Source organism: Delftia sp. PX-1, assembly GCF_055797465.1.
The window spans coordinates 4,927,768-4,949,402 of record NZ_CP184763.1; the positions used below are offsets into that span (position 1 = coordinate 4,927,768).

The 21,635-nt window shown below is 68.2% G+C and carries 17 protein-coding genes; 5 read left to right on the top strand and 12 right to left on the bottom strand.

Going from position 1 to position 21,635, the window contains the following annotated elements; translation table 11 throughout:
- The first annotated feature begins 272 nt into the window (after window positions 1–272).
- Both ACN20X_RS22600 and ACN20X_RS22605 read left to right on the top strand, forming a co-directional pair.
- Window positions 273–1,796 carry a hypothetical protein gene (locus ACN20X_RS22600; RefSeq protein WP_016451383.1) on the top strand — a complete coding sequence of 508 codons (1,524 nt, stop codon included), beginning with the start codon at window positions 273–275 and terminating at the stop codon, window positions 1,794–1,796.
- A 117-nt stretch (window positions 1,797–1,913) separates the two neighbouring features.
- Window positions 1,914–2,534: a glutathione S-transferase family protein gene (locus ACN20X_RS22605; RefSeq protein WP_016449195.1), complete on the top strand. Its 621-nt coding sequence runs from the start codon at window positions 1,914–1,916 to the stop codon at window positions 2,532–2,534.
- Window positions 2,535–2,569: 35 nt separating this feature from the next.
- Here ACN20X_RS22605 and ACN20X_RS22610 read toward each other — a convergent pair whose 3' ends face one another.
- From ACN20X_RS22610 to ACN20X_RS22620, 3 genes are read right to left on the bottom strand one after another with little or no spacing between them, the layout of a single operon-like run.
- The gene (locus tag ACN20X_RS22610; protein WP_264567160.1) at window positions 2,570–2,716 is read right to left on the bottom strand and encodes a type II toxin-antitoxin system YafQ family toxin; all 147 of its coding nucleotides are present in this window, start codon (window positions 2,714–2,716) and stop codon (window positions 2,570–2,572) included.
- Window positions 2,646–2,909, bottom strand: a complete 264-nt coding sequence (locus ACN20X_RS22615; RefSeq protein ID WP_016451382.1) for a type II toxin-antitoxin system YafQ family toxin — start codon at window positions 2,907–2,909, stop codon at window positions 2,646–2,648. The genes ACN20X_RS22610 and ACN20X_RS22615 overlap by 71 nt, the downstream gene beginning before the upstream one ends.
- Window positions 2,909–3,205 (bottom strand): type II toxin-antitoxin system RelB/DinJ family antitoxin, encoded by a 297-nt coding sequence (locus ACN20X_RS22620; protein WP_016451381.1) that lies wholly within the window; start codon window positions 3,203–3,205, stop codon window positions 2,909–2,911. Before ACN20X_RS22620 ends, ACN20X_RS22615 begins: the two co-directional genes overlap by 1 nt.
- A 262-nt stretch (window positions 3,206–3,467) precedes the next feature.
- Between ACN20X_RS22620 and ACN20X_RS22625 the strand changes: the two genes are divergently transcribed.
- Window positions 3,468–3,722 (top strand): hypothetical protein, encoded by a 255-nt coding sequence (locus ACN20X_RS22625; protein ID WP_016451380.1) that lies wholly within the window; start codon window positions 3,468–3,470, stop codon window positions 3,720–3,722.
- 33 nt (window positions 3,723–3,755) lie between these two features.
- Here ACN20X_RS22625 and ACN20X_RS22630 read toward each other — a convergent pair whose 3' ends face one another.
- The 8 genes from ACN20X_RS22630 to ACN20X_RS22665 all read right to left on the bottom strand — a co-directional run bounded on the left by ACN20X_RS22630 (window position 3,756) and on the right by ACN20X_RS22665 (window position 14,880).
- Entirely contained in the window at window positions 3,756–4,562 is an 807-nt protein-coding gene (locus tag ACN20X_RS22630; RefSeq protein ID WP_473209939.1) for a hypothetical protein, read from the bottom strand.
- Window positions 4,563–4,594: 32 nt separating this feature from the next.
- Window positions 4,595–5,239: a hypothetical protein gene (locus tag ACN20X_RS22635; RefSeq protein ID WP_016451378.1), complete on the bottom strand. Its 645-nt coding sequence runs from the start codon at window positions 5,237–5,239 to the stop codon at window positions 4,595–4,597.
- A 318-nt stretch (window positions 5,240–5,557) separates the two neighbouring features.
- Window positions 5,558–6,535, bottom strand: coding sequence for a DUF808 domain-containing protein (locus tag ACN20X_RS22640; protein ID WP_016449189.1), 978 nt, complete (start codon window positions 6,533–6,535; stop codon window positions 5,558–5,560).
- A 125-nt stretch (window positions 6,536–6,660) separates the two neighbouring features.
- Window positions 6,661–7,893: a VWA domain-containing protein gene (locus ACN20X_RS22645; RefSeq protein ID WP_016449188.1), complete on the bottom strand. Its 1,233-nt coding sequence runs from the start codon at window positions 7,891–7,893 to the stop codon at window positions 6,661–6,663.
- Window positions 7,890–10,457, bottom strand: a complete 2,568-nt coding sequence (locus ACN20X_RS22650) for a DUF5682 family protein (RefSeq protein ID WP_016449187.1) — start codon at window positions 10,455–10,457, stop codon at window positions 7,890–7,892. The genes ACN20X_RS22645 and ACN20X_RS22650 overlap by 4 nt, the downstream gene beginning before the upstream one ends.
- 62 nt (window positions 10,458–10,519) lie before the next feature.
- Window positions 10,520–11,602 (bottom strand): AAA family ATPase, encoded by a 1,083-nt coding sequence (locus ACN20X_RS22655; RefSeq protein WP_016449186.1) that lies wholly within the window; start codon window positions 11,600–11,602, stop codon window positions 10,520–10,522.
- Window positions 11,603–11,668: 66 nt separating this feature from the next.
- A complete protein-coding gene (locus ACN20X_RS22660; protein ID WP_016451377.1) occupies window positions 11,669–13,423 on the bottom strand; it encodes a DUF5691 domain-containing protein in 1,755 nt (584 codons plus the stop codon).
- Window positions 13,420–14,880 (bottom strand): SWIM zinc finger family protein, encoded by a 1,461-nt coding sequence (locus ACN20X_RS22665; RefSeq protein ID WP_016451376.1) that lies wholly within the window; start codon window positions 14,878–14,880, stop codon window positions 13,420–13,422. Before ACN20X_RS22665 ends, ACN20X_RS22660 begins: the two co-directional genes overlap by 4 nt.
- Window positions 14,881–15,360: 480 nt before the next feature.
- On the opposite strand from ACN20X_RS22665, the gene ACN20X_RS22670 reads away from it, so the two are divergent.
- Both ACN20X_RS22670 and ACN20X_RS22675 read left to right on the top strand, forming a co-directional pair.
- A complete protein-coding gene (locus tag ACN20X_RS22670) occupies window positions 15,361–16,680 on the top strand; it encodes a putative DNA modification/repair radical SAM protein (RefSeq protein ID WP_016450772.1) in 1,320 nt (439 codons plus the stop codon).
- Between the two features lie 15 nt (window positions 16,681–16,695).
- Window positions 16,696–17,535: a TIGR03915 family putative DNA repair protein gene (locus tag ACN20X_RS22675; RefSeq protein WP_016451374.1), complete on the top strand. Its 840-nt coding sequence runs from the start codon at window positions 16,696–16,698 to the stop codon at window positions 17,533–17,535.
- A 65-nt stretch (window positions 17,536–17,600) separates the two neighbouring features.
- On the opposite strand, the gene purL is transcribed toward ACN20X_RS22675, so the two are convergent.
- A complete protein-coding gene (gene purL / locus ACN20X_RS22680) occupies window positions 17,601–21,632 on the bottom strand; it encodes a phosphoribosylformylglycinamidine synthase (RefSeq protein ID WP_016450770.1) in 4,032 nt (1,343 codons plus the stop codon).
- Between the last annotated feature and the right edge of the window lie 3 nt (window positions 21,633–21,635).

Consider the following 21,635-nt stretch of genomic DNA (forward strand, 5'->3'; position numbering starts at 1 on the left):
TCCATTGCCGCCCGCCAGGGCGGGACCAATGCAGGCCCCGCTCTTGGAAACGCCTGGCGGACAGCAACAGACAGCCCACTCGGCATGCATCTGCAGCACGCTCGGTGCAGCTTGCATCCGGCACAGCGAATCGCGGACCTGCTCGTCTGGATCGGATGGCGTTGCACCGCCGCAGCTGCATTGGTTCAGCCGCGCACCACGCCATCGACTTGACATTTCGCCCAGTCCACACCGCGCTCTGCTGGCGACAATCAGGTCTTTGAAAGGCGCGCATGCACTACGGCAAATCCCAGGCCATTGGAGACAAGAGCATCTTCATCATCGACACCGCCATGAGCGTGGTCGATGGCCGGCTCTACTACGAGTACTGCAACAAGGGGGACAGCACAACGTCCTTTCTGCGCGCCGTTGATGTGGCCACCGGCAACGTGCTCTGGGACCACCGCATGCGCGAGAGCGAGGGCATGTCGTGGTTCGTGGACGAGCGGCATCTGATGCTCTGCGACCAGGTGCTTGATGCCCGCACCGGCGAATGCCTGTTCGACTTCCATGCCGTGCCGGGCATGCAGGCCAGGCATTGGCCCGTTCCCGTGGAGCTGGACGCGCATCGCTGGCTCGTCGCGATGGAGGAGAGCAGTCCCGAGGGCCGCTATCTGCTGCTGGACCGTCGCACCTGGCAGGGCAGCACGCTGGCGCTGGGCCTGCAGGGTGCGTTTGTGCTGGAGGGGGCGGTCTACGGCTGGATCGTCCACCCTGAGCGCTCGGAGCTGCGGCGCTGGCATGAAACCGACGGGCACACCGAGCATGTGCTGTGGGTGGACAGTGCCCGCGACCTGTACTCGCCCGCCATTGCAGGCGCGTGGGCCGTGTTCGGCCCCGGCAGCAGAGACCACGTGGACATTGATGCACCCTGGCTTCGCATCCATCCTTGCAGCGGCGAAGTCCTGGCCATCACACCTCCCGTTCAACCTGACGATGAGCGCCGGCATGTGCATGCCCAGCGGGCAGCGCATCGTGACGGCGTGGTCTATTTCTGCTTTGCACGCCAGGGCATGTATGGCTATGACATTCGCAGCAACCGTTTCGGACCGTGCCTGTCGCCTACCCATGTCAGCGCGCCGCAATGCCATGCCGGCGTCCTTTATGGAATACAGGACAGGCACGAGGACGGCATGGAGCGGGCCTATCTTGTCGCCGTGGACCCGGACACCGGCGCCCCGCTTTGGGAAACCCCGTGCAGCAGCCGCAACTACAGGCATCTGAGCGTGAGCGAATGCGGTGTCTTTCTGGGCATTGCGGGCGGCAAAATCCAGCACCTTCCGCCAGCGGGCCGCAGGCGCAGCACCCCAACGGCAGAGCCTGCCAAACGCGCCGAAAGCGCCAAAAGCGCCAAGGCCGCCACCCGGCCAGTACGCACCGTGCCGCCCGAGTCTCCCTATGCACACATGCTGGACGACATGCCCACGCTGCTCGATGCCCTGCAGGCGCGCGCCTGCGCGCAGAGCCCGAATAGCACCCTCACGGCCGTGGCCGTCTCCAAGCCCTGGGCCATGGTGGCCTGCATCGAATATGGCGAGGACCCCGACTTCCCCCATCTGCGCCTGCTGGATCTGCAAACCGATGCCTGGATCGCGCTCGACTGCAACGACCTGATCGACGCACCCATGATTGAAGGCATCACGTTCGTGGATGGCCAGGACGGGCAGCTGGACCTGCTACTGCATGACGGCGGCCGCCACACCATCCACATTGACCTGCCCGCACGCACCGTGCGCTGGAATGCCGAGCAGGCATAGGACAAGACAACGATGCCGCTTGCACGCCCCTGCAATACGCACTAAGTTGGAGGGCCGGCCCGGCCATCGGCGCCGGCTGCAGAATCTGCACGTATCCCATTCCTGCCCGTCTCTTTCATGACCACCCTCAAGCTCTACTACGCTCCCGGCACCTGCGCCCTGGCCGCCCGCATCGCCCTGATCGAGGCCAATGCGCCCCATGAAGTCGTCAAGCTCGATTTCTCCAAGGGCGAGCAGCGCAGCCCCGAATACCTGGCCATCAATCCCAAGGGCCGCGTGCCCGCCCTGGTGACCGAGCGCGGCGTGCTCACCGAAACGCCGGCCCTGCTCGCCTATATTGCCCGGCGCTTTCCCGAAGCCCGGCTTGCCCCGCTGGACGATGCCTATGCCTTCGCCCACATGCAGGAGTTCCACGGCTACCTGTCCTCCACCGTGCACGTGGCCCACGCCCACGGCCGGCGCGCAGGCCGCTGGGCCGATGACGAAGCGGCCATTGCCTCCATGCAGCGCAAGGTGGCAGCCAACATGGCCGAATGCTTTGGCGTGATAGAGCGCCACTACCTGGGCGACGCGCCCTGGGTGCTGGGCTCCGACTATTCCGTGGCCGACGCCTATCTGTTCACCATTGCCGGCTGGCTGGAGGGCGACGGCGTGGACATCGCCGGCTTCCCCAAGGTGCAGGCGCACTTCAAGCGCATGGGCGAGCGCGCTGCCGTGCGCGGGGCGCTGGGGAGCTGAGGGGGGAGGCTGCCCGCGGCCTGCGATGGCCGCGCTCAGCCAAACAGATCGCTGTGGGTTCCAAGGCGCTTGAAGATGACGATCTCCATGTCCTTGGCTTCGGGATGCGGATCAATGCGATAGATCAGCAGGAAGTCCACTCCCAGATGGATATCCCGATCGCCCGCCCGCGTCCCATTCATCGTCGGCGATCAAGGCGTGATCGCTCCACTGCGCCGCCAGCACCTGCTGCGCCGTGTGGGCAATGAGCAGGCCGCCGACCTGGTTCACCAGCGTCATGTCGTAGCGGCCTGATGCCGCCATGCGCTGGTAGTCCTTCTTGAAGGTCTTGGTGTACGCGATGGTGCGCAGCCTGTAGCCCTTCTTGCCGGCCATCAGGCTTCATCCCTTTCCATGGCCTGCAGCATGGCTTCAACAGAGGCATGTCCAGGTTCACCGCCTCTGGCGATTTCTCTCGCCTCCAAAGTGGCCTGCCGGTTTGTCTCGCTACGCAGCCGCATCGCCTGCACCTGCTCCGCCGTCAGCCGCAGGTCAAAGGGAATCCCGTTGTGCAGCACAACGCCCTGCAGAAACATGCGCACGGCGGCGTTCACATCCATGCCCAGCGTAGAAAGTATGTCGGCAGCGCTGTCGTAGATCTTGTCATCTACGGTAGTACGGATGATGGTCATTTTTCGCTCCTTTGAGGTCACTTGCCGACCTATTCTAGGCAATCACAAATCAAATGTTGCTGCAACCTTCCACACGCATTCACTTGCAAAAACAAAAAACCAGACAGCCATTCGTAAATTTCCCTTGGCAGTCCACCAAGCCCCAGACCTCTACCGCCGCCCCCAAGCCTTGCCTAAAGTCGCCAGGACAGGCAGGGGCGTTGCGCAAGGCGGCGCCTTTTCGCCATTCCAGAAACGACGGATTCAGACGACAGGGTGGAGCATGCAAAGACAAGCCAGGGTGATTGCCATCAACAACCAGACAGGGCTCATCGGTCTGCAGCCGGAGGGAGAGGACAGCTGCGTGCTGGCGCAGCAGCTCGATACCCGCCCCGTGAATACGGGCCAGATGCTGTCAGGGGAGATGGACAGCGTGGGCATGGAGACGTTTGTGAACGCGCAGACGCAGGACCGCATCGAGGTCTTTGTCGAGGCCTACGGGCTGTCTGCGGAGGCCGTGGAGCTGGCGATGCGCTGAGTGGGCCGGCCAGCGAAGGCGCGGGTGCCGGTCTCAAGGCCGCGCCCACTGCGCCAGCGTGTGCCGCGCCAGCGCCTCGACATCCAGCGGAGACCGGGGGTCCACCGCCAGCTCTCCCAGCATCACCATGGCCTCGGGAATCTGGTTGCGCTCGCGCAGCAGCAGGGCCTTGTTCAGCAGCAAAAAGCCGCGGGTCTGGGCATCGGGGCCGGCCTTCAGGCCGCTGTCCAGCAGGGCAAGGCATTGGTCGGGGTCGTCCTCCATCAGGGCGGCTGTCTTCCAGGCGGGGGCGAAGCCAGGGGTTTCGCGGGTCATGGCCAGGGCGGCCTGGCGCACCTTGCTCCTGTCGGTCTCCCACTCCAGGGCGAGGTAGCGCAGATAGGTGCCTTGCGGGAGCTTGCCATCGCGCTCCATGCGCAGGCTGTGCACGGCCGTCTTGGCCATGAAGAAACCCCTGGGAGCCATTGCATCCACGCGCCGGTAGTGGCGATAGGCCGCATCGAAGTCCTTTTGCAGCAGGTAGGTGAATGCGGCGTCGTAGACGGGATAAGGCCAGTCCGGCGCCAGCTTCGAGGCGGTCTCGAAATGCGCCAGCGCAGCCCGGTTGTCACCGCGCTGCCCTGCGGCGCGGCCCAGGGCATGGGCATCGCGCGCCGCCTGACTGACGGGTGTGGCGCGGGGCAGTTCCCAGCTGAAACGGCCATCGGCCTTGTCCAGGTCGCTGCGCTTGAGCACGCGGTCGGCGCTGTCCTTGAAGACGATGTCGTCGGCTGCCATGGCGGGCGCTGGCGCCAGCAGCTGCAGTGCCAGGGCCATGGCGGCAAGCAAGGGGAGCTTCATGGTGTGCTGAGCTTGGTTCGGGAAAGCCGATATTAGGGCGCAGAAGCAGACGCAGACGCAGACGCAGGAGCGGAGCCGGCAGAAGGGGATTCACCTGCAGGCCTGCCAGTTGAGGGGGCCGTGGCGGCGGCACGCCTTCCCCTGCCCCTGGCGCGCGGACGGGCAAGGTGATTCATTTGCCATTCCAGCGATTCGGTATCGAAGTCGAAGGCATCCAGCAGGGCAATGGCTTTCCTGGCCTCCCTGAAGTCCACTTCCGTGACGGGCGGACTGTGCCGCAGCGACAGATCGTGCTTGAGCAGCCATTGCTGCAGATCGGCCAGCGCGACGATGGAGATGCCCTGGTTGATGAGCTGTGACGCGGTAACTTGCGCCAGCATGGCCGGCGTCAGTTGCCTGCAGGAGCGCAGGCCCAGGACCTGCCTGAGCTTGGCCACCAGGGGAGTGCGCAGCTCGAACTGGGGCAGGCTCTCGAAATGGGCCAGGGATTCGAGGTACAGGTCCGGCTCCGCATGTATGGCGTCCAGGTCGTTGGGCAGATTCAGCAGTTCGCAGATGCGATTGAGGGCGGTGCGTGCGCGTTCGGTGCCGAGTTTCTCGGCCTTGCCCGCTTGCGCGACCGAGCAGCCGGCGATGACGGAGCGCAGCACATTGGCCTTGGTGAGATTGGAAATCATGGAATCCCCCTGATGAAAATCCAGGGACCCGCGCGGAATCAGCTTCAGCCGCCCGGTCCCGACAATGGCTCTGGCGCGGCGATGGGCCGTTCACGGAACCTCGGAGGCCAGCAGGCGCAAGTGCATTGCGCCGCCGCCAAGGGACAGGAGGACGCCAGGCCTTGCAGAGTTCCAGGGGAAATGCACGTGCTTGCGCCCACAGTCAAATGCGATGCGCTGAGGTGCAAATTCCATGCAGATTCCATCGAAAAGGGGGCCTGACGGCCCCCCTGGTGTGCTCTGCCGGCTGCAGCCCCGGCAGGCCTTGCTTGCGGCGACTCAGCGGCGGCGCAGGCGCTTGATGCCTTCGACAGCCGCCAGCACGATGGCGCCGGCCACGATGCCGGCCACCGCGTTGAGCACATTCACCGCCAGCACGCGCCACAGGCCGCCCAGCGCGCCCTGGGCCACGGCATCGCCCAGGCCCTCCACGGCGTGGTGCAGCGCAGGCACGCCGTGCACGAGGATGCCGCCGCCCACCAGGAACATGGCGGCCGTGCCCGCAACGGACAGCCCCTTCATGAGCCAGGGCGCGGCGGCGACGATGCCCCGGCCCAGCGCGCGGGCTGCGGCGCTGGCACGCTGGCCCAGCCACAGTCCCAGGTCATCGAGCTTGACGATGCCGGCCACCAGGCCATAGACGCCCAAGGTCATGATGAGGGCAATGCCCGCCAGCACGGCGACCTGCTGCCCGAACGGCGCCGAGGCCACGGTGCCCAGGGTAATGGCGATGATCTCGGCCGAGAGGATGAAGTCGGTGCGCACGGCGCCCTTGATCTTGTCCTTTTCCATGGCGACGAGATCGACGCTCGCATCGGCATTGGCCTGGGTGAGGCGCTCGCGCTCCACGGCATCTTCCTCGGGCGAATGCAGGAATTTGTGGGCCAGCTTCTCGCAACCCTCAAAGCACAGAAAGGCGCCGCCGACCATGAGCAGCGGCGTGACAGCCCAGGGAATGAAGGCGCTGATGAGCAGCGCCGTCGGCACGAGGATGACCTTGTTGACCAGCGAGCCCTTGGCCACGGCCCAGACCACGGGAATCTCGCGCTCGGCGCGCACGCCCGTGACCTGCTGGGCGTTGAGGGCCAGGTCATCGCCCAGCACGCCGGCCGTCTTCTGCGCAGCCACCTTGGTCATGACGGACACATCGTCGGCCATGGCCACGCTCTTGCGGGCCGCGACCTTGGTCATGAGGGCCACGTCGTCAAGGATCGCTGCAATATCGTCAAGCAGCATCAGCAAACCAGCACCAGCCATCGCGTTTCTCCAGTGAATTGTTGGGGGGCCTTGCGGCCTGGGCGCCATCATGGGGCACGGGCATGTCCTGCCCGTGTAGGAGAGGCCCGGCGGCCGGCCGGGCCACCGGCCTGAGCGGCCATCCGCTACTTGCTTGTCTTGAAGCCCTGCCCTGCCGCCCAGGCCGCCACGTCGTCGCGGCGGATGGCGGCGGCCATGAGCTGCGGGAAGGCGTCCGGCGTGCAGGCAAACGAGGGCACGCCCAGCGCGGCCAGCTTGGCGGCCAATTGTGCATCGTAGGCAGGCGCGCCTTCGTCGCTGAGCGCCAGCAGCGTGATGAACTGCACGCCCGACTCCACCAGCTCGGAGGCACGTCGCAGCAGGCCGCTTTCCACGCCGCCTTCGTAGAGGTCGGAGATGAGCACGACGATGGCATTGCGCGGCTCGCTGATCAGGCCCTGGCAGTAGCCCACGGCGCGGTTGATGTCGGTGCCGCCGCCCAGTTGCACGCCGAACAGCACGTCCACGGGGTCGGAGAGCTTGTCGGTCAGGTCCACCACCGCCGTGTCGAAGACCACCAGACGGGTAGCGACGGCCGGCAGGCTGGCCATGACGGCACCGAAGATGCTGGAGTAGACGACGGAGTTGGCCATGGAGCCGCTCTGGTCTATGCACAGGATGACTTCGCGCTGCGGGCGGCGGACCTTGCGGCCGTAGCCGACCAGGGTCTCGGGCACGATGGTGCGGTAGTCGGGCTGCCAGTGGCGCAGGTTGGCGCGGATGGTGCGGTTCCAGTCGATCTCGGAATGGCGCGGGCGGCGGTTGCGCTGGCTGCGGTCCAGCGCGCCCGAGACGGCGCTGCGCATGGGCTCTTCCAGGCGGCGCATGAGGTCGTCCACCACCTTGCGCACGACGATGCGCGCGGTCTCCTTGGTGTTCTGCGGGATGACGGAGCCCAGGGAGATGAGGTCGGCCACCATGTGCACGTCGGGCTGCACATGCTCCAGCATTTCGGGCTGGAGCATGAGTTCGCGCAGGTTCAGGCGCTCCATGGCGTCGCGCTGCATGACCTGCACGACCTGGCTGGGAAAGTACTTGCGGATGTCGCCCAGCCAGCGCGCCACGCTGGGCGAGGAATTGCCCCGGCCGCCCCGGCGCGAGAGGCTGCCGTCCTTGTTGTCTTCTTCGTAGAGCGCGGCCAGGGCCTTGTCCATCTCTTCGAGGGAGCCGCCCTTGGCGCCCAGCCCGCCGCAGCTGCCCTCGGCCGGCTGGCCCAGCACCAGGCGCCAGCGCTGCAGCCGGTTGGTGGGCTGGACGGCGGGGTCCTGCGGATCGGCGTCGGCAAGGGATGCATCGTTCACGGTGGCAGCGGTGTTCATGGCTGGGCCTCCTGCGGGCTGGACAGCAGTTGCGCGGGCAGGTTCAGGCCCAGCAGTTGATCGAGTACGGGAAGGGCAAGCACGGCGCGCGCCTCGTTCCAGGCGCCGTCGTCACCGCCGCCTGCCGCGCCTGCGGCACCTGCGGATGCAGCCGCCACGACGGCCGCACTGCCCTGCCCTCGCCGGGCCTTTTCGCCCAGGCTCTGGCGGTCATGGTTGGAGAAGGCCGAGAAGCTGCGGCGCACCAGCGGCAGGATCTGGGTGAACTGGGTCTCGCCCAGCTGGGCCAGCCAGGCATCGACGGCGCCCCAGATGGCGTCGTCGTGCAGCAGCACCAGGGCCTGGCGGTTGAGAAAGCCGTCCAGCCAGGCGGCAGCGTCCAGCGGCGGCACGCCCAGCGAGAGATTGCGGCCCAGTTGCGTGGCCACGGCCTCGCTGTCCAGGCGGTGGGCATCCAGCAGCAGGCGGCAGGACGTGCCGCGCAGCAGGGCCGCGCCGGCATCGCCCAGGGCAATGCTGCGCAGGGCGCCGAACCAGACCTCGCGCGGCTCCTCGGCATCGCGCAGACGCAGGGCTTCATGGGCCTGCAGCACCGTGGCCTGCATGTGCCTTGCGGCGTCTTCATCCAGCGCCATGCAGGCCAGGGGCAGGCCGATGGCGGCACGCAGCGCCATGCTGTCGATCACCGTGGCCAGCGCCTGGGTGTCGGTCTGGCGCACGCTGCCGTAGCGCAGCACATTGGCCAGCGGCGGCAGCGCCTGCATGAGCTGGGAAACGTCGCCGGTGCTGGCAGAGCGGTCGGCCAGGTCGTGCATGAGGGCATCGACCAGGTGCGGCAGGTCGGCCAGCAGGGCGTCGTCGATGGTCCTGGCCAGCTCGGGCAGCGGTGTCTCGGGCGTCAGCGCCTGGCGCACCTTGGCGGCTGCAGCCTGCACCAGGGTGCCGCCGTAGCGGCTGGCCTCGATGACGCGCACGGCCAGCTCGGGCTCCCACTGCAGCTGCCAGCTTTCGCGGAAGGTGCCCCGGTTGCGCTGCTGGTCGGTGGTGACGCTGCCCCACTCTATGCCCAGCAGGCGCAGCCGGTGCAGGAAGTGGCTGCGGTCGCGGTCCGTGTCCTTGCGCAGGTCCAGGGCCAGGACCTTGGCGGCCGCCTCGGGCTTGAGGCGCAGGCTTTTTTGCTGCTGCTCGATGTCGCGCTGCAGCGGCACCTGGGGCACGTCGGCGGGCACGCCGCCGATGCGGTCGCCCACGCTGAGTTCGCGCTCGATCAGGCGCAGCGGAGCGCGCTCGCCCATGCTGATGACGGTGACGATGGCCTCGTCCAGCTCGGGCAGGCCCGGGCTGGCGTGGCCGCGCAGGGCGGCCAGGCTTTCGGCCAGGCGCGTGGCCTCGATGATGTGGGCGCTGGAGCAGTCCAGGTCCTTGGAACGCAGCAGATGGGCCACGCGCGCCAGCCAGCCGACGGTGCGCCGGGTGCTGGCGCGTGCCGGGTCGGCAGCAGGTGCGGACTGGAGCAAGGACTCGGGCGCAGGCTCGGAGCAGCGCCACAGGTGTTCATACCAGCCCGGCGAATCCACGCCCGCGCCATAGCCGCTGGACGAGCACAGGTTGCGGTAGGTCCAGGGCGCCCAGGTGGCCTGGACCTTGGCCTTGGGCAGGCCCTTGAGCGTGGCGGCATCGGCCTTGGCGGTTACCTGGGCCTGCAGGGCCGGCACATGCCATGCGCCGCAGACCACGGCAATGCGCTGGTGGCCGGCCTTGACGGCCTCGCGCATGCACTGGCGCATCCAGGCTTCGCGCAGCGCCTCGCGCCGGGCGTGGCGTTCTCCGCGCACTTCGTTGGGCAGCTCGGCGCGCACCACGGCCATGGCTTCGGCAATGCCCTCGAACAGGGTGGCGCCGTCGCCGCGCTCCTCGACCATGCGGTTCCACCAGCTTTCGCCGTCGGGGTAGCCTGCGGCCTCGGCCAGCAGGTCCAGCGGATCGCGCCAGTCCCGCCTGCCGGGGTCCGAGGGATCGACGGCGAGGTCGGCAGCCGGCACGGACTGCGTGGTGTCGTCGCGGTCCAGGGCCTCGGCGGCATTGCTCTGGAGCTGGCCGCCGTCTGCCGCAGCGACGCCGGAATCGGAGCCGGTGTCGGCATCCTGGCCTTCATCGCCCGCATCCTCGCCCGCATCACCTGCATCTGCTGCCGCCGCCTCGGCCCGGCGCCGCTCCTGCTCGGCCATGTCCAGCGCCATGCGGTGGGTCTGGGGCAGGTCGATGAAGCGCGTGGCCACGCCCTGGCGCGCCGCCCATTGCAGGGCCTGCCATTCGGGCGAGAACTCGGCGTAGGGATAGAAGGCGGCATGGGCCGGGCTGTCCTGCACATAGACCAGCATGGCCACGGGCGGCTGCAGGTCGGCATGCTGGAGCATGGGCAGCAGGGACTCGCCCTCGGGCGGGCCTTCGACCAGCAGGCAGTCGGGCTGCAGCTGCTCCAGGGCCTGCAGCAGGCTGCGCGCGCAGCCCGGGCCATGGTGGCGGATGCCGAAGAAATGAAGCGGATTGGCAGAGGTGGCCATACGGGAAGTGCGCAGGAGATGCGCAGAAGATGCGGTCGGTCAGCGGAGCGGGAGTGCGGGCTTCAGAGCTGTTCGCGGCAGGCGCGGTACAGGTCCTTCCAGTCGCTGCGCTCCTTGACCACGGTCTCCAGGTATTCCTTCCAGACCACGCTGTCCTGCACCGGGTCCTTGATCACGGCGCCCAGCAGGCCCGAGGCCACATCGCCCGCGCGCAGCACGCCGTCGCCGAAATGCCCGGCCAGCGCCATGCCGCTGTTGATGACCGAGATGGCCTCGGCCGTGGACAGCGTGCTGCTGGGCGACTTCACGCGCACGGTCTTGCCGTCCTCGGTCTGGCCGTTGCGCAGCTCGCGGAAGATCTGCACCACGCGGCGCACTTCCTGCAGGGCCGGCGGCTCGGCGGGCAGTGCCAGGGCGCGGCCCTGCTCGGCCACGCGCTTGGTGACGATCTGCACTTCCTCGTCCTGCGATGCCGGCACGGGCAGGACCACGGTGTTGAAGCGGCGCTTGAGCGCGCTGGACAGCTCGTTCACGCCCTTGTCGCGGTTGTTGGCCGTGGCGATGACCGAGAAGCCCTGCACGGCCTGCACCTCGGTGCCCAGCTCGGGCACGGGCAGGGTCTTTTCGGACAGCACGGTGATCAGCGTGTCCTGCACGTCGGCCGGGATGCGGGTCAGCTCTTCGATGCGGGCGATCTTGCCCAGCTTCATGGCGTTGACCAGGGGGCTGGGAATCAGCGCCTTCTCGGACGGGCCGTGGGCCAGCAGCTGGGCGTAGTTCCAGCCGTAGCGCAGCTGCTCCTCGCTGGTGCCGGCCGTGCCCTGCACCAGCATGGTGGAGTCGCCGCTGACGGCGGCCGACAGGTGCTCGGACACCCAGGACTTGGCCGTGCCCGGCACGCCGTACAGCAGCAGGGCGCGGTCGGTGGCCAGGGTGGAGACGGCGATTTCCATCAGGCGCGGATTGCCGATGTACTTGGGGCTGACCTCGAAGCCGTTGCCGAGCTTGCCGCCCATCAGGTACTGGAGCACGGCCCAGGGGGACAGCTTCCAGTTGGGCGGACGCGGACGGTCGTCCACCTTGCGCAGGGCTTCGAGTTCTTCGGCGAATTGCTGTTCGGCATGCTGGCGCAGGACTTGGCTCATGGTGTGCTTCCGGAAAGGGATGGGAATGGGATTCGGTAGGGGGTGGGTGGCAAAGCGCGCCCGGCCTCAGGCCTGGCCGCGCAGTGCGATGAAGGCCTGGTGCAGGCCCAGGCGCAGCTCGACGATGCGCTCCAGGTGGCCGCGCATGCGCTCCTCGTCCCAGGGCCGCGCGCGGCTGCGTTCGAGGCGCGCCTGCTGCTGGGGCGTGAGGGGAATGGCCGGGGCGGCTGTTGCTGCAGATGCCGAAGCGGCTGCGGTCTCTGCAACAGGCTCGGCCGGGGGCTCCGGCGCGGGCTCGACCTGTGCATCCAGCACCGAGGGTTTGCGCCACAGCTCGGCAAAGCGCTCCAGCGCGGTCACGTCCAGCATGCGCGCGCAGGACAGCAGGGCCTGGTCGGCGCGGTAGCTGTGCCAGTTGCCCGTGATCTGCTTGCCGCCCACGGCCACATGCAGTGCCTCGGTCAGCCGCGCCGACAGCGCGGGCGAGAGCAGTTCGGCACCGCCCAGCGACTGGGACATGCCCTCGATGGCGTCGATGAGCTTGTGCCTGTCGCGCTCGAACTGGGCAATCCAGCGGGACTCGCGTTCTTCGGGGGACAGCCGGGCCATGAGGGCGGGCAGCAGCGCATCGTGGCGCATGTCGCGGCCCAGGGCCTGGGCGGCATCGATCCATTCCACGTCCAGCTGGTACTGCAGGGCCCGCACCCAGCCCTGGCGCAGCGAGGATTTCCAGTCGCTGCGCCGGCTCCACTCCATCACTTCCAGGGGTGTCAGGCCCAGGGCCCGGGTCCAGAAGGACACCGGGGTGAGCTGCACCATCTGCTCCAGCAGCCAGGCCTTCTTGCCGCCACGGAAGTAGGCATCGGGCTTGAGCGTGATGCCGTCGCGCTCCCATTCCTTGAGGCCTTCCTCGGGAGGCTCCACGATCCACTGGCCCTTGTCGTCCTGCTGCAGCATGGACTGCATCCAGCCCATGACGCGCTGGCTGTGCGCGCTGTCCGGCAGGCACGAGAGCATTTGCGCCGCGTTCTCGCGGATTTCCTTGCTGCGGTCGGACAGCAGTTTTTCGAGCAGCGGCTCGTCGTCCATGCCCAGCCCCACGGTCAGTGCCTGGACCATGGGCAGGCGCTCCTTGGCGCCCAGCTCCTTCAGGCTGCCTTCCAGCCGCGCACGGGCCTGGGCGGCATCGGCCGCGCGCTCGCTGCGCAGCAGGGCCACGCGCTGCTCGACCGAGCCCTCCTGCCAGACCAGTTCGGGGTCGGCGGTTTCCTCCACGCCGCTGGCATAGCTCCATTGCGGATTGAGCGCGCCCAGCCAGCGCCCGCGCTCGCCCAGCACCGGGGCCAGCCACTGGCGCAGCTCCACGGACTGGCGGCCCTGCTCCAGCGCAGGCACCAGCAGGTCATGGGGCAGGCGCTGGCCCGCCTGGTCCAGGGTGCGCAGCATCGAGGCCTGCAGCTCGAACGGTCCGTCCTTGAGCACGTCGCCCATCAGGGTCTGCAGGCGAGCATCGGCAGGCGCGGGGCGCGATTCTGCAGGCGCCGCGGCCGGCACGGCCAGCGGCGCCGGCAGGCGCACCTGCGCGCCGGGCTGCCAGCCTGCGCGCTCGAACACGGCCGCCACGGCGCTGGCGCGCAGCAGTTGCTGGGCGGGCGAGTCGCCGGGCAGGTCCGCCCGGGGCAGCAGCGCGGCCTGCACGGCCTGCTGCGACCACGGGGCAGACGGATCAACGCCCGAAGCCAGCGCAGGCGGCACGGCCAGCCGGTCCGAGCCGACCATGGCCGATTGCTGCAGCGCAGTCCAAAGTTGTGTGTTGCTCATACCGGTTCACCCTGGTTCTGCCAGATACATTGCCGGGCGCTTTCGCCCTCGCGGGCCTGCCAGGCGCTCAGCAGGCGCCAGCGGCCCACGGCCGGGCCGGGCTCCCATTCGCCAAACAGCTGCATGGGCGCGCCGCCGCTGAGCGCCAGCAGGCGCCAGGCTTCGGCATCGTCAATGGCCACGGGAACGGGTTGCACAGGCGCGGCAGTGCCGTCAGCAGACACGCCGGGCGCAGCCGCCGATGCGCCCGGCGCATCGGGCCAGGCCGCAAACCATTGGCCCTGGGCAGGCACCAGGCGCAACCCTTCCTGGCACAACGGCTGCGTGGCCTGCAGCGGGTTGGCGGCAATGCGCCGGCCCATCTGCTGCAGGACGTCGCCCACGGCCGAGGTGTCCAGCGGGCTGGCGCCCTCGGCAGGCAGCGCAGGCCCGTTGCCGTTGGCGGCAATGGCGCGCAGCGGCGCATGGCCCGGGTAGAAATTCAGCGCGCATCCGTAGCGATGGCCAGGCACCCAGGCCGATTCGAAGCCGCGCCCGCCCTGCGCATAGTCCAGCACCAGGGCCATGCGGCCCGTGCGCTGCCCGTGCAGCCAGACGCGGCGCTCCATGAGCCGGCCTTCGCGCTCGATCATGCGCAGGCCGGCCACCAGCCATTCGTCCTCGACCAGTTGGCCGCGGGCCTGCACTTCGGCCTTGTCCATGGGCCAGCCCAGCGCGGCCATCACGTCGGCCTTGACCTCGGGGCTGAGCGATTCACGGCGGCGCACGGCGTCGATGATCAGCTGCCAGTGGCCCAGCTGCACCAGCATGTCGCGTGGCCAGTCGCGGTGGCTGTCCACCAGATCCCGGCAGTCCTTGATGCGTGCCGCCATGCCCGTGGCCTGCGCATCGACCATGCGCGCGGCCATGGTGTTCCAGCGCTGGCGCATCTGCGTGTCGCCGGCCTGGTTGGCCAGGCCCGCGCGCACCATGTCCTGCATCCACAGCGACAGTTCCTGCAGGCCCGCCTCGACCTTGTCCCAGCGCTTGTCTTCGCGCCTGGCCTGCTGCCTGGCCGCGACCTCGGGATCGGGTGGCGGCTCGGCCGCCGCGGCGGCTGCCTTGGCCTCCTTCTTCTCGGCCTTTTCCTGGCGGCTGTCCAGCCAGGTCTGCACCCAGGCTGGTGGATCGCCGCCCTCGGTGACCTGGCCGCCCGCACGCATCAGCATCAGCGCCAGCCCATGCTTGCAGGGGAACTTGCGGCTGGGGCAAGAGCATTTGAAGGAGGGTCCCGACAGGTCCACCTGGGTCTGGTAGGGCTTGCTGCCGCTGCCCTGGCACTCGCCCCACACCGCCACATCGTTGGCACCCATGGTGGGCCATTTGGCGGGCGATTGCAGCCCCTTGGCGGCCTTGCTGGAGGAAGCGTCCGGCGATAGCGCCAGCACTTCGCTCTCTGTTCCTAATACACGCGACACCGAAGCTCCCTCTCCAAGTGTTTGTCATCGCCAGGCGCATTGAATGAAGAAACGACCGCGCCCGGCAAGCCCGAAAGCCTATCAGCAATAGTTATCGGCAATTTGAAACAAATCACAACAACGTCAAACCTCTCTCCCATGAACCGGGAACCCCATGGCGCGCAGCCAGCTGCGCTATATCAGCGCATGCATTGATGGCACCAAGCCGTACCAGCCTTCAGGCATTGCAAAAGACGCCGGAAACACGCATTCACCATTTCCTGCGATGCACATCGCCACCCATTGAAAGCAAGCACTCATTCCGCACTGAAAACGGTTTCATTCCATTGCACTGGCAACCATTGCAATCCGCTGGCCATTGCGATAGCCCGACAGTGCGTTCAAACCGGAGCCAGGCAAGGCCGGACCAGACCCTGGCTGGGGGATGGGCTCTCGAAAAACCGGATGTGCCAGGCAAATATACTGTATATTCATACAGCCATGGAGCTGCAACGCAAACTTTTCATCCTCGCCGACGCCGCCAAGTACGACGCCAGCTGCGCCTCCAGCGGATCGCAGGGGCGCGACTCGCTGGACGGCAAGGGCATGGGCTCGGTCACCGGCATGGGCATCTGCCACAGCTATGCGCCCGACGGGCGCTGCATCTCGCTGCTCAAGATCCTACTGACCAATGTCTGCATCTTCGACTGCCGCTACTGCATCAACCGCAAGAGCTCCAACGTGCAGCGCGCCCGCTTCACGGTGGCCGAGGTGGTGCAGCTGACGCTGGACTTCTACCGGCGCAACTGCATCGAGGGGCTGTTCCTGTCCAGCGGCATCATCCGCTCCAGCGACTACACCATGGAGCAGCTGGTGGAAGTGGCCCGCCGCCTGCGCGAGGAGCATGACTTTCGCGGCTACATCCACCTCAAGACCATCCCGGATGCCGCCCCTGAATTGCTGGCCCAGGCAGGCCGCCATGCCGACCGCCTGAGCATCAATGTGGAACTGCCCACGGCCAGCGGCCTGGCGCAGTTCGCGCCTGAAAAGGACGGCCGGCGCATACGCCAGGCCATGCAGGGCGTGGACCGGCATGTGCAGGCCTGGCGCGCGGCCACGCGCGAGCAGCGCCAGGCGCAGTCCCTGCCCGGCGCGCCCGCGCAGCGCGCCGCCGTGCCGCGCTTTGCGCCGGGCGGGCAGAGCACGCAGATGATCGTGGGCGCCGACCGCGCAACCGATGCCGACATCCTCGAGTCCAGCCATACGCTGTATGCGGGCTACGGCCTGCGCCGCGTGTACTACTCGGCCTTCAGCCCCATTCCCGATGCCTCGCGCGACCTGCCGCCGCAGGCACCGCCCCTCATGCGCGAGCACCGGCTCTACCAGGCCGACTGGCTCATGCGCTTTTACGGCTACGGGGCGGGCGAGATCGCGGCGGCCAGCCGCCACGGCATGCTGGACCTGGAGATCGACCCCAAGCTGGCCTGGGCACTGGCCAACCGCCAGCAGTTCCCCGTGGACCTCAACCGTGCTCCGCGCAGCCTGCTGCTGCGCGTGCCGGGCCTGGGCACGCAGACGGTGGAGCGCCTGCTGGCGGCGCGCCGCGTGCGCCGGCTGCGGCTGGACGACCTGCTGCGGCTGCGCGCCCCCGTGCAAAAGGCCCTGCCCTTCGTGCTGATCGACGGCCACCGCCCCCTGCTGGGCGAGACCGACTCGGCCGCGCTGCGCACGCGGCTGATCGCGCAGTCGCAGGCCAGCCAGGCCCAGGCGCGGCACAGCGGCATGCGCGTGCAAAGCGCACTGCAGGCCAGCCTGTTCTAGAACCTGGAGCACGCCATGCACGGACAGGCCCTCACCATCGAACTCGACAGCCCCGACGACTGGCCCGGCTTTCGCGCAGCCTGCAGGGCGCTGCTGGCCCATGGCGCCGACCCCGCCCTGGTGCGCTGGCGGTGGCCCGACACGCCGAGTGCGCAGCCACTCGGCGCGGGGGTGGACCTGTTTTCCAGCGCGCCGCAGCAGGCCATGCCCGCCTCGGCGCTTGCCGGGCTGGCCGGCCCCGGCGAGGCAGGGCTGTCCCTGTCGGACACCCAGATGTCCGCCCTGCGCCATGCCTGCATGCACCGCGCGGCAGGCCGCTTCGAGCTGTGCCACCGCTGGCTGGCGCGCATGCAGGCCCGGCCCGAACTGCGGCTGGATGCGCTGGATGCGGACTGGCGCGCCATCGAGGCCCTGGCCCGCCCCGTCTCGCGCGAGATCCACAAGATGCACGCCTTCGTGCGCTTTCGGACGACACAGCGGCAGAACCTGCCCGAGCTGCACATCGCCTGGTTCGAGCCCGAGCACCACATCGTGCGCGCGGCGGCACCCTTCTTCTGCAAGCGCTTTGCCAACATGCACTGGGCCATCCTCACGCCGCAATGCAGCGTGCACTGGGACGGCCATGCGCTGCGCCTGGCGCCCGGCGCACGCCGCAGCGATGCCCCGCCAGCCGACGCGGGCGAGGCCCTGTGGCTGACCTACTACGCCAGCACCTTCAACCCCGCGCGCCTGAAGGAGCAGGCCATGCTGCGCGAGATGCCGCGCCGCTACTGGCACAACCTGCCCGAGACGGTGCTGATCTCCACCCTGGTCCAGCAGGCCCGCGCGCGCACGGGACAGATGCTGGAGCAGTAAGGACAGGCGCAAAAAAACAAAGGCCCCGAAGGGCCTTTGTCTGCTTTGCAGCGTCGCTCAGTGCATCAGCCCAGCCACTTGCGGGCGTTGCGCCACACGCGCATCCAGGGGCTGAATTCCGACTTGTCGCCGTTGGTCCAGCTCATCTGCACGTTGCGGAACACGCGCTCGGGGTGGGGCATCATGGCCGTGAAGCGGCCATCGGCCGTGGTCACTGCCGTCAGGCCGCCGGCCGATCCGTTGGGATTGAACGGGTACTGCTCGGTGGCCTTGCCGTGGTTGTCCACATAGCGCATGGAGGCGATGGCCTTGTCCGCATTGCCCCGGAAGCGGAAGTTGGCAAAGCCTTCGCCGTGGGCCACGGCGATGGGCAGGCGGCTGCCGGCCATGCCCTGCAGGAACAGGCTGGGCGACTCCAGCACTTCCACCATGGACAGGCGCGCCTCGAAGCGGTTGCTCTGGTTCTGCGTGAAACGCGGCCAGTCCTGGGCACCGGGAATGATGTCGGCCAGCTCGGCAAACATCTGGCAGCCGTTGCACACGCCCAGGCCGAAGGTGTCGCTGCGGCCGAAGAACTGCTGGAACTGCGCGGACAGGCTGTCGTTGAAGGTGATGGAGCGCGCCCAGCCGATGCCGGCGCCCAGCGTGTCGCCGTAGCTGAAGCCGCCGCAGGCCACCACGCCGGCGAAGTCCTGCAGCTGCGCGCGGCCGCTTTGCAGGTCGGTCATGTGCACGTCCACGGCGTCGAAGCCGGCCTCGGTGAAGGCGTAGGCCATTTCCACATGGGAGTTCACGCCCTGCTCGCGCAGCACAGCCACGCGGGGCCGCGCGCCCAGGTTCAGGAAGGGTGCGGCCGGGTTCTCGGCCGGGTCGAACGTCAGGTGCAGGTGCATGCCCGGGTCGGCAGGCTCGCCGGCTGCGGCGTGCTCGCTGTCGGCGCAGGCCGGGTTGTCGCGCTGCTGGGCAATCTTCCAGCTGACGGCATCCCAGACCTGATGCAGGTCGCTGAGCGAGGCGCCGAAGACGGACTTGGCATCGCGCCAGACCTGCAACTCGCCCTTGCCCGCATCGACCTTGGAGGAGGCAGGACGCGTCTTGCCGATGATGTGGCTGCAGGTGGACAGGCCATGCTCGCGCAGGGTCTGCAGCACGGCGGCGCGGTCGGCCGTGCGGATCTGCAGCACGGCGCCCAGTTCTTCGTTGAACAGCGCGCGCAGCGTCATGTCGTCGCGGCGGCCGCTGATCTGGGAGGCCCAGTTCTTGCCTTCGCCCGAGTCCATGCGGCTGTCGCTGATGCCGTCGCCTTCGGTGACCAGCATGTCCACGTTGATAGCCACGCCCACATGGCCGGCAAAGGCCATCTCGGCCACGGTGGCCAGCAGGCCGCCGTCGCCCTTGTCGTGGTAGGCCAGGATCTGGCCCTTGGCGCGCAGGTCGTTGACGGCATCGACCAGGGCAATCAGGTCCTTGGCGTCATCGAGGTCGGGCGTCTCGTTGCCGGTCTGGCCCAGCACCTGGCCCAGGATGGAGCCGCCCATGCGCATCTTGCCGCGGCCCAGGTCCACCAGCACCAGGGTGCTGTCGTCTTCCGAGGCGTCCAGCTGGGGCGTGAGCGTGCCGCGCACATCGTCGATGGAGGCAAAGCCCGTGATGATCAGGCTGACCGGCGAGGTCACCTTCTTGACCTGGCCGCCCTCGTTCCACTGGGTGCGCATGGACAGGCTGTCCTTGCCCACGGGGATCGAGATGTCCAGCTGCGGGCACAGCTCCATACCCACGGCCTTGACGGTGGCGTAGAGCGCCGCGTCTTCGCCGGGCTCCCCGCAGGCCGCCATCCAGTTGGCCGACATCTTGACCCTGGACAGTTCGATGGGCGCGGCCAGCATGTTGGTGATGGCCTCGGCCACGGCCATGCGGCCCGACGCCGGCGCGTTGATGGCCGCCAGCGGCGTGCGCTCGCCCATGGCCATGGCCTCGCCCTTGAAGCCCTGGAAATCGGCCAGCGTGACGGCCACGTCGGCCACGGGCACCTGCCAGGGGCCGACCATCTGGTCGCGGTGGGTCAGGCCGCCCACGGCGCGGTCGCCGATGGTGATCAGGAAGCGCTTGGAGGCCACGGTGGGGTGGGCCAGCACGTCGATCACGGCCTTTTCCAGGGGCACGCCGGTCAGGTCCATGGGGGGCAGCTCGCGCTGCACGGTGGCCACGTCGCGGTGCATCTTGGGCGGCTTGCCCAGCAGCACGTTCATGGGCATGTCCACGGGGAACTTCTGGTCGCCCGAGGCCACGGCCGTGTCCTCCAGCACCAGCTGGCGCTCCTCGGTGGCCGTGCCGATCACGGCAAACGGGCAGCGCTCGCGCTCGCAGAAGGCCGTGAATTCGGCCAGCGATTCGGGCGCGATGGCCAGTACATAGCGTTCCTGGCTTTCGTTGGACCAGATTTCCTTGGGCGCCAGGCCGGATTCCTCCAGGTTGACGGCGCGCAGGTCGAAGCGCGCGCCACGGCCCGCATCGTTGGTCAGCTCGGGGAAGGCATTGGACAGGCCGCCGGCACCCACGTCGTGGATGGCCAGGATGGGGTTCTTGTCACCCTGGGCCCAGCAGTGGTTGATGACTTCCTGGGCGCGGCGCTCGATCTCGGGGTTGCCGCGCTGCACGGAGTCGAAGTCCAGCTCGGCCGCGTTCGTGCCGCTGGCCATGGAGCTGGCAGCGCCGCCGCCCATGCCGATGCGCATGCCGGGGCCGCCCAGCTGGATCAGCAGGGTGCCGGCGGGGAATTCGATCTTGCGCGTCAGCTCGGAGTCGATCACGCCCAGGCCGCCCGCGATCATGATGGGCTTGTGGTAGCCGCGCATCACGGCATCGGCACCCACGCCGACCTGCTGCTCGTACTCGCGGAAATAGCCGGTCAGGTTGGGACGGCCGAACTCGTTGTTGAAGGCCGCGCCACCGAGCGGGCCCTCGATCATGATCTGCAGCGGGCTGGCGATGTGCTCGGGCTTGCCCACTTCGCTGCCCCACAGCTTGGAGACCGTGAAGCCCGACAGGCCGGCCTTGGGCTTGGAGCCGCGGCCCGTGGCGCCCTCGTCGCGGATCTCGCCGCCCGCGCCGGTCGATGCGCCGGGGAAGGGAGAGATGGCCGTGGGGTGGTTGTGCGTCTCCACCTTCATGAGGACGTGGTTGACGGCCTTCTTCTTCTGGTAGCTGGGCGCCTTGATCTTGTCCAGGGCTGCCTCGAAGGTGGCGACGAAGCGCTCGACCTCATGGCCTTCCATGATGGAGGCGTTGTCCGAGTACGCGACCACCGTGTGCTGGGGCGAGACCTGGTGCGTGTGGCGGATCATGCCGAACAGGCTCTTGTCCTGGGCCACGCCGTCAATGGTGAACTGGGCGTTGAAGATCTTGTGGCGGCAGTGCTCGCTGTTGGCCTGCGCGAACATCATCAGTTCCACGTCCGTGGGATTGCGCTGCAGGCCCTTGAAGGCGTCGACCAGGTAGTCGATCTCGTCGTCGGCCAGGGCCAGGCCCCATTGGCGGTTGGCAGTCTCCAGCGCCGCGCGGCCGCCGCCCAGCACATCGACGAACTCCATGGGAGCGGCTTCCAGGGCGGAGAACAGCTGCTCGGCCTCGGCGCGCGTGGCGAAGACCGATTCGGTCATGCGGTCGTGCAGCAGGGCCGCGATCTGCGCGGTCTGCTCGGCCGACAGCTCGGGCTTGCCACCGAGCAGGCCGCTCTTGAGGACCACGCGGTACTCGGTGATGCGCTCGACGCGGAAGACTTCAAGGCCGCAGTTGCGCGCGATATCGGTGGCCTTGGAGGCCCAGGGCGAGATCGTGCCCAGGCGCGGGGTGACCACCAGGGCGGTGCCATCGGCCGGGCCTTGCGGGCCTTCGTAGGGATCTCCATAGGTCAAGAGCGCCTGGAGGCGCTCTTGCAATGCGGGCGTGGGTGCGGCGTCCGTGGCCACCAGGTGCACGAAGCGCGCGGCAATGCCGGTGATTTTGGGATGGATGGCGACCAGGTCGGTCAGAAGCTGCTGGGCGCGGAACGAGCTGAGAGCGTTTCCACCCTCGAACTGTGTCAGATGCAAGGTCACGTG

What these genes read in the sequence shown, in the direction of transcription:
- ACN20X_RS22600 (WP_016451383.1), top strand. Translation starts at nt 273, where the DNA reads ATGCACTACGGCAAATCCCAGGCCATTGGAGACAAGAGCATCTTCATC.
- ACN20X_RS22605 (WP_016449195.1), top strand. Translation starts at nt 1,914, where the DNA reads ATGACCACCCTCAAGCTCTACTACGCTCCCGGCACCTGCGCCCTGGCC.
- ACN20X_RS22610 (WP_264567160.1), bottom strand. Translation starts at nt 2,716, where the DNA reads ATGAATGGGACGCGGGCGGGCGATCGGGATATCCATCTGGGAGTGGAC.
- ACN20X_RS22615 (WP_016451382.1), bottom strand. Translation starts at nt 2,909, where the DNA reads ATGGCCGGCAAGAAGGGCTACAGGCTGCGCACCATCGCGTACACCAAG.
- ACN20X_RS22620 (WP_016451381.1), bottom strand. Translation starts at nt 3,205, where the DNA reads ATGACCATCATCCGTACTACCGTAGATGACAAGATCTACGACAGCGCT.
- ACN20X_RS22625 (WP_016451380.1), top strand. Translation starts at nt 3,468, where the DNA reads ATGCAAAGACAAGCCAGGGTGATTGCCATCAACAACCAGACAGGGCTC.
- ACN20X_RS22630 (WP_473209939.1), bottom strand. Translation starts at nt 4,562, where the DNA reads ATGAAGCTCCCCTTGCTTGCCGCCATGGCCCTGGCACTGCAGCTGCTG.
- ACN20X_RS22635 (WP_016451378.1), bottom strand. Translation starts at nt 5,239, where the DNA reads ATGATTTCCAATCTCACCAAGGCCAATGTGCTGCGCTCCGTCATCGCC.
- ACN20X_RS22640 (WP_016449189.1), bottom strand. Translation starts at nt 6,535, where the DNA reads ATGGCTGGTGCTGGTTTGCTGATGCTGCTTGACGATATTGCAGCGATC.
- ACN20X_RS22645 (WP_016449188.1), bottom strand. Translation starts at nt 7,893, where the DNA reads ATGAACACCGCTGCCACCGTGAACGATGCATCCCTTGCCGACGCCGAT.
- ACN20X_RS22650 (WP_016449187.1), bottom strand. Translation starts at nt 10,457, where the DNA reads ATGGCCACCTCTGCCAATCCGCTTCATTTCTTCGGCATCCGCCACCAT.
- ACN20X_RS22655 (WP_016449186.1), bottom strand. Translation starts at nt 11,602, where the DNA reads ATGAGCCAAGTCCTGCGCCAGCATGCCGAACAGCAATTCGCCGAAGAA.
- ACN20X_RS22660 (WP_016451377.1), bottom strand. Translation starts at nt 13,423, where the DNA reads ATGAGCAACACACAACTTTGGACTGCGCTGCAGCAATCGGCCATGGTC.
- ACN20X_RS22670 (WP_016450772.1), top strand. Translation starts at nt 15,361, where the DNA reads ATGGAGCTGCAACGCAAACTTTTCATCCTCGCCGACGCCGCCAAGTAC.
- ACN20X_RS22675 (WP_016451374.1), top strand. Translation starts at nt 16,696, where the DNA reads ATGCACGGACAGGCCCTCACCATCGAACTCGACAGCCCCGACGACTGG.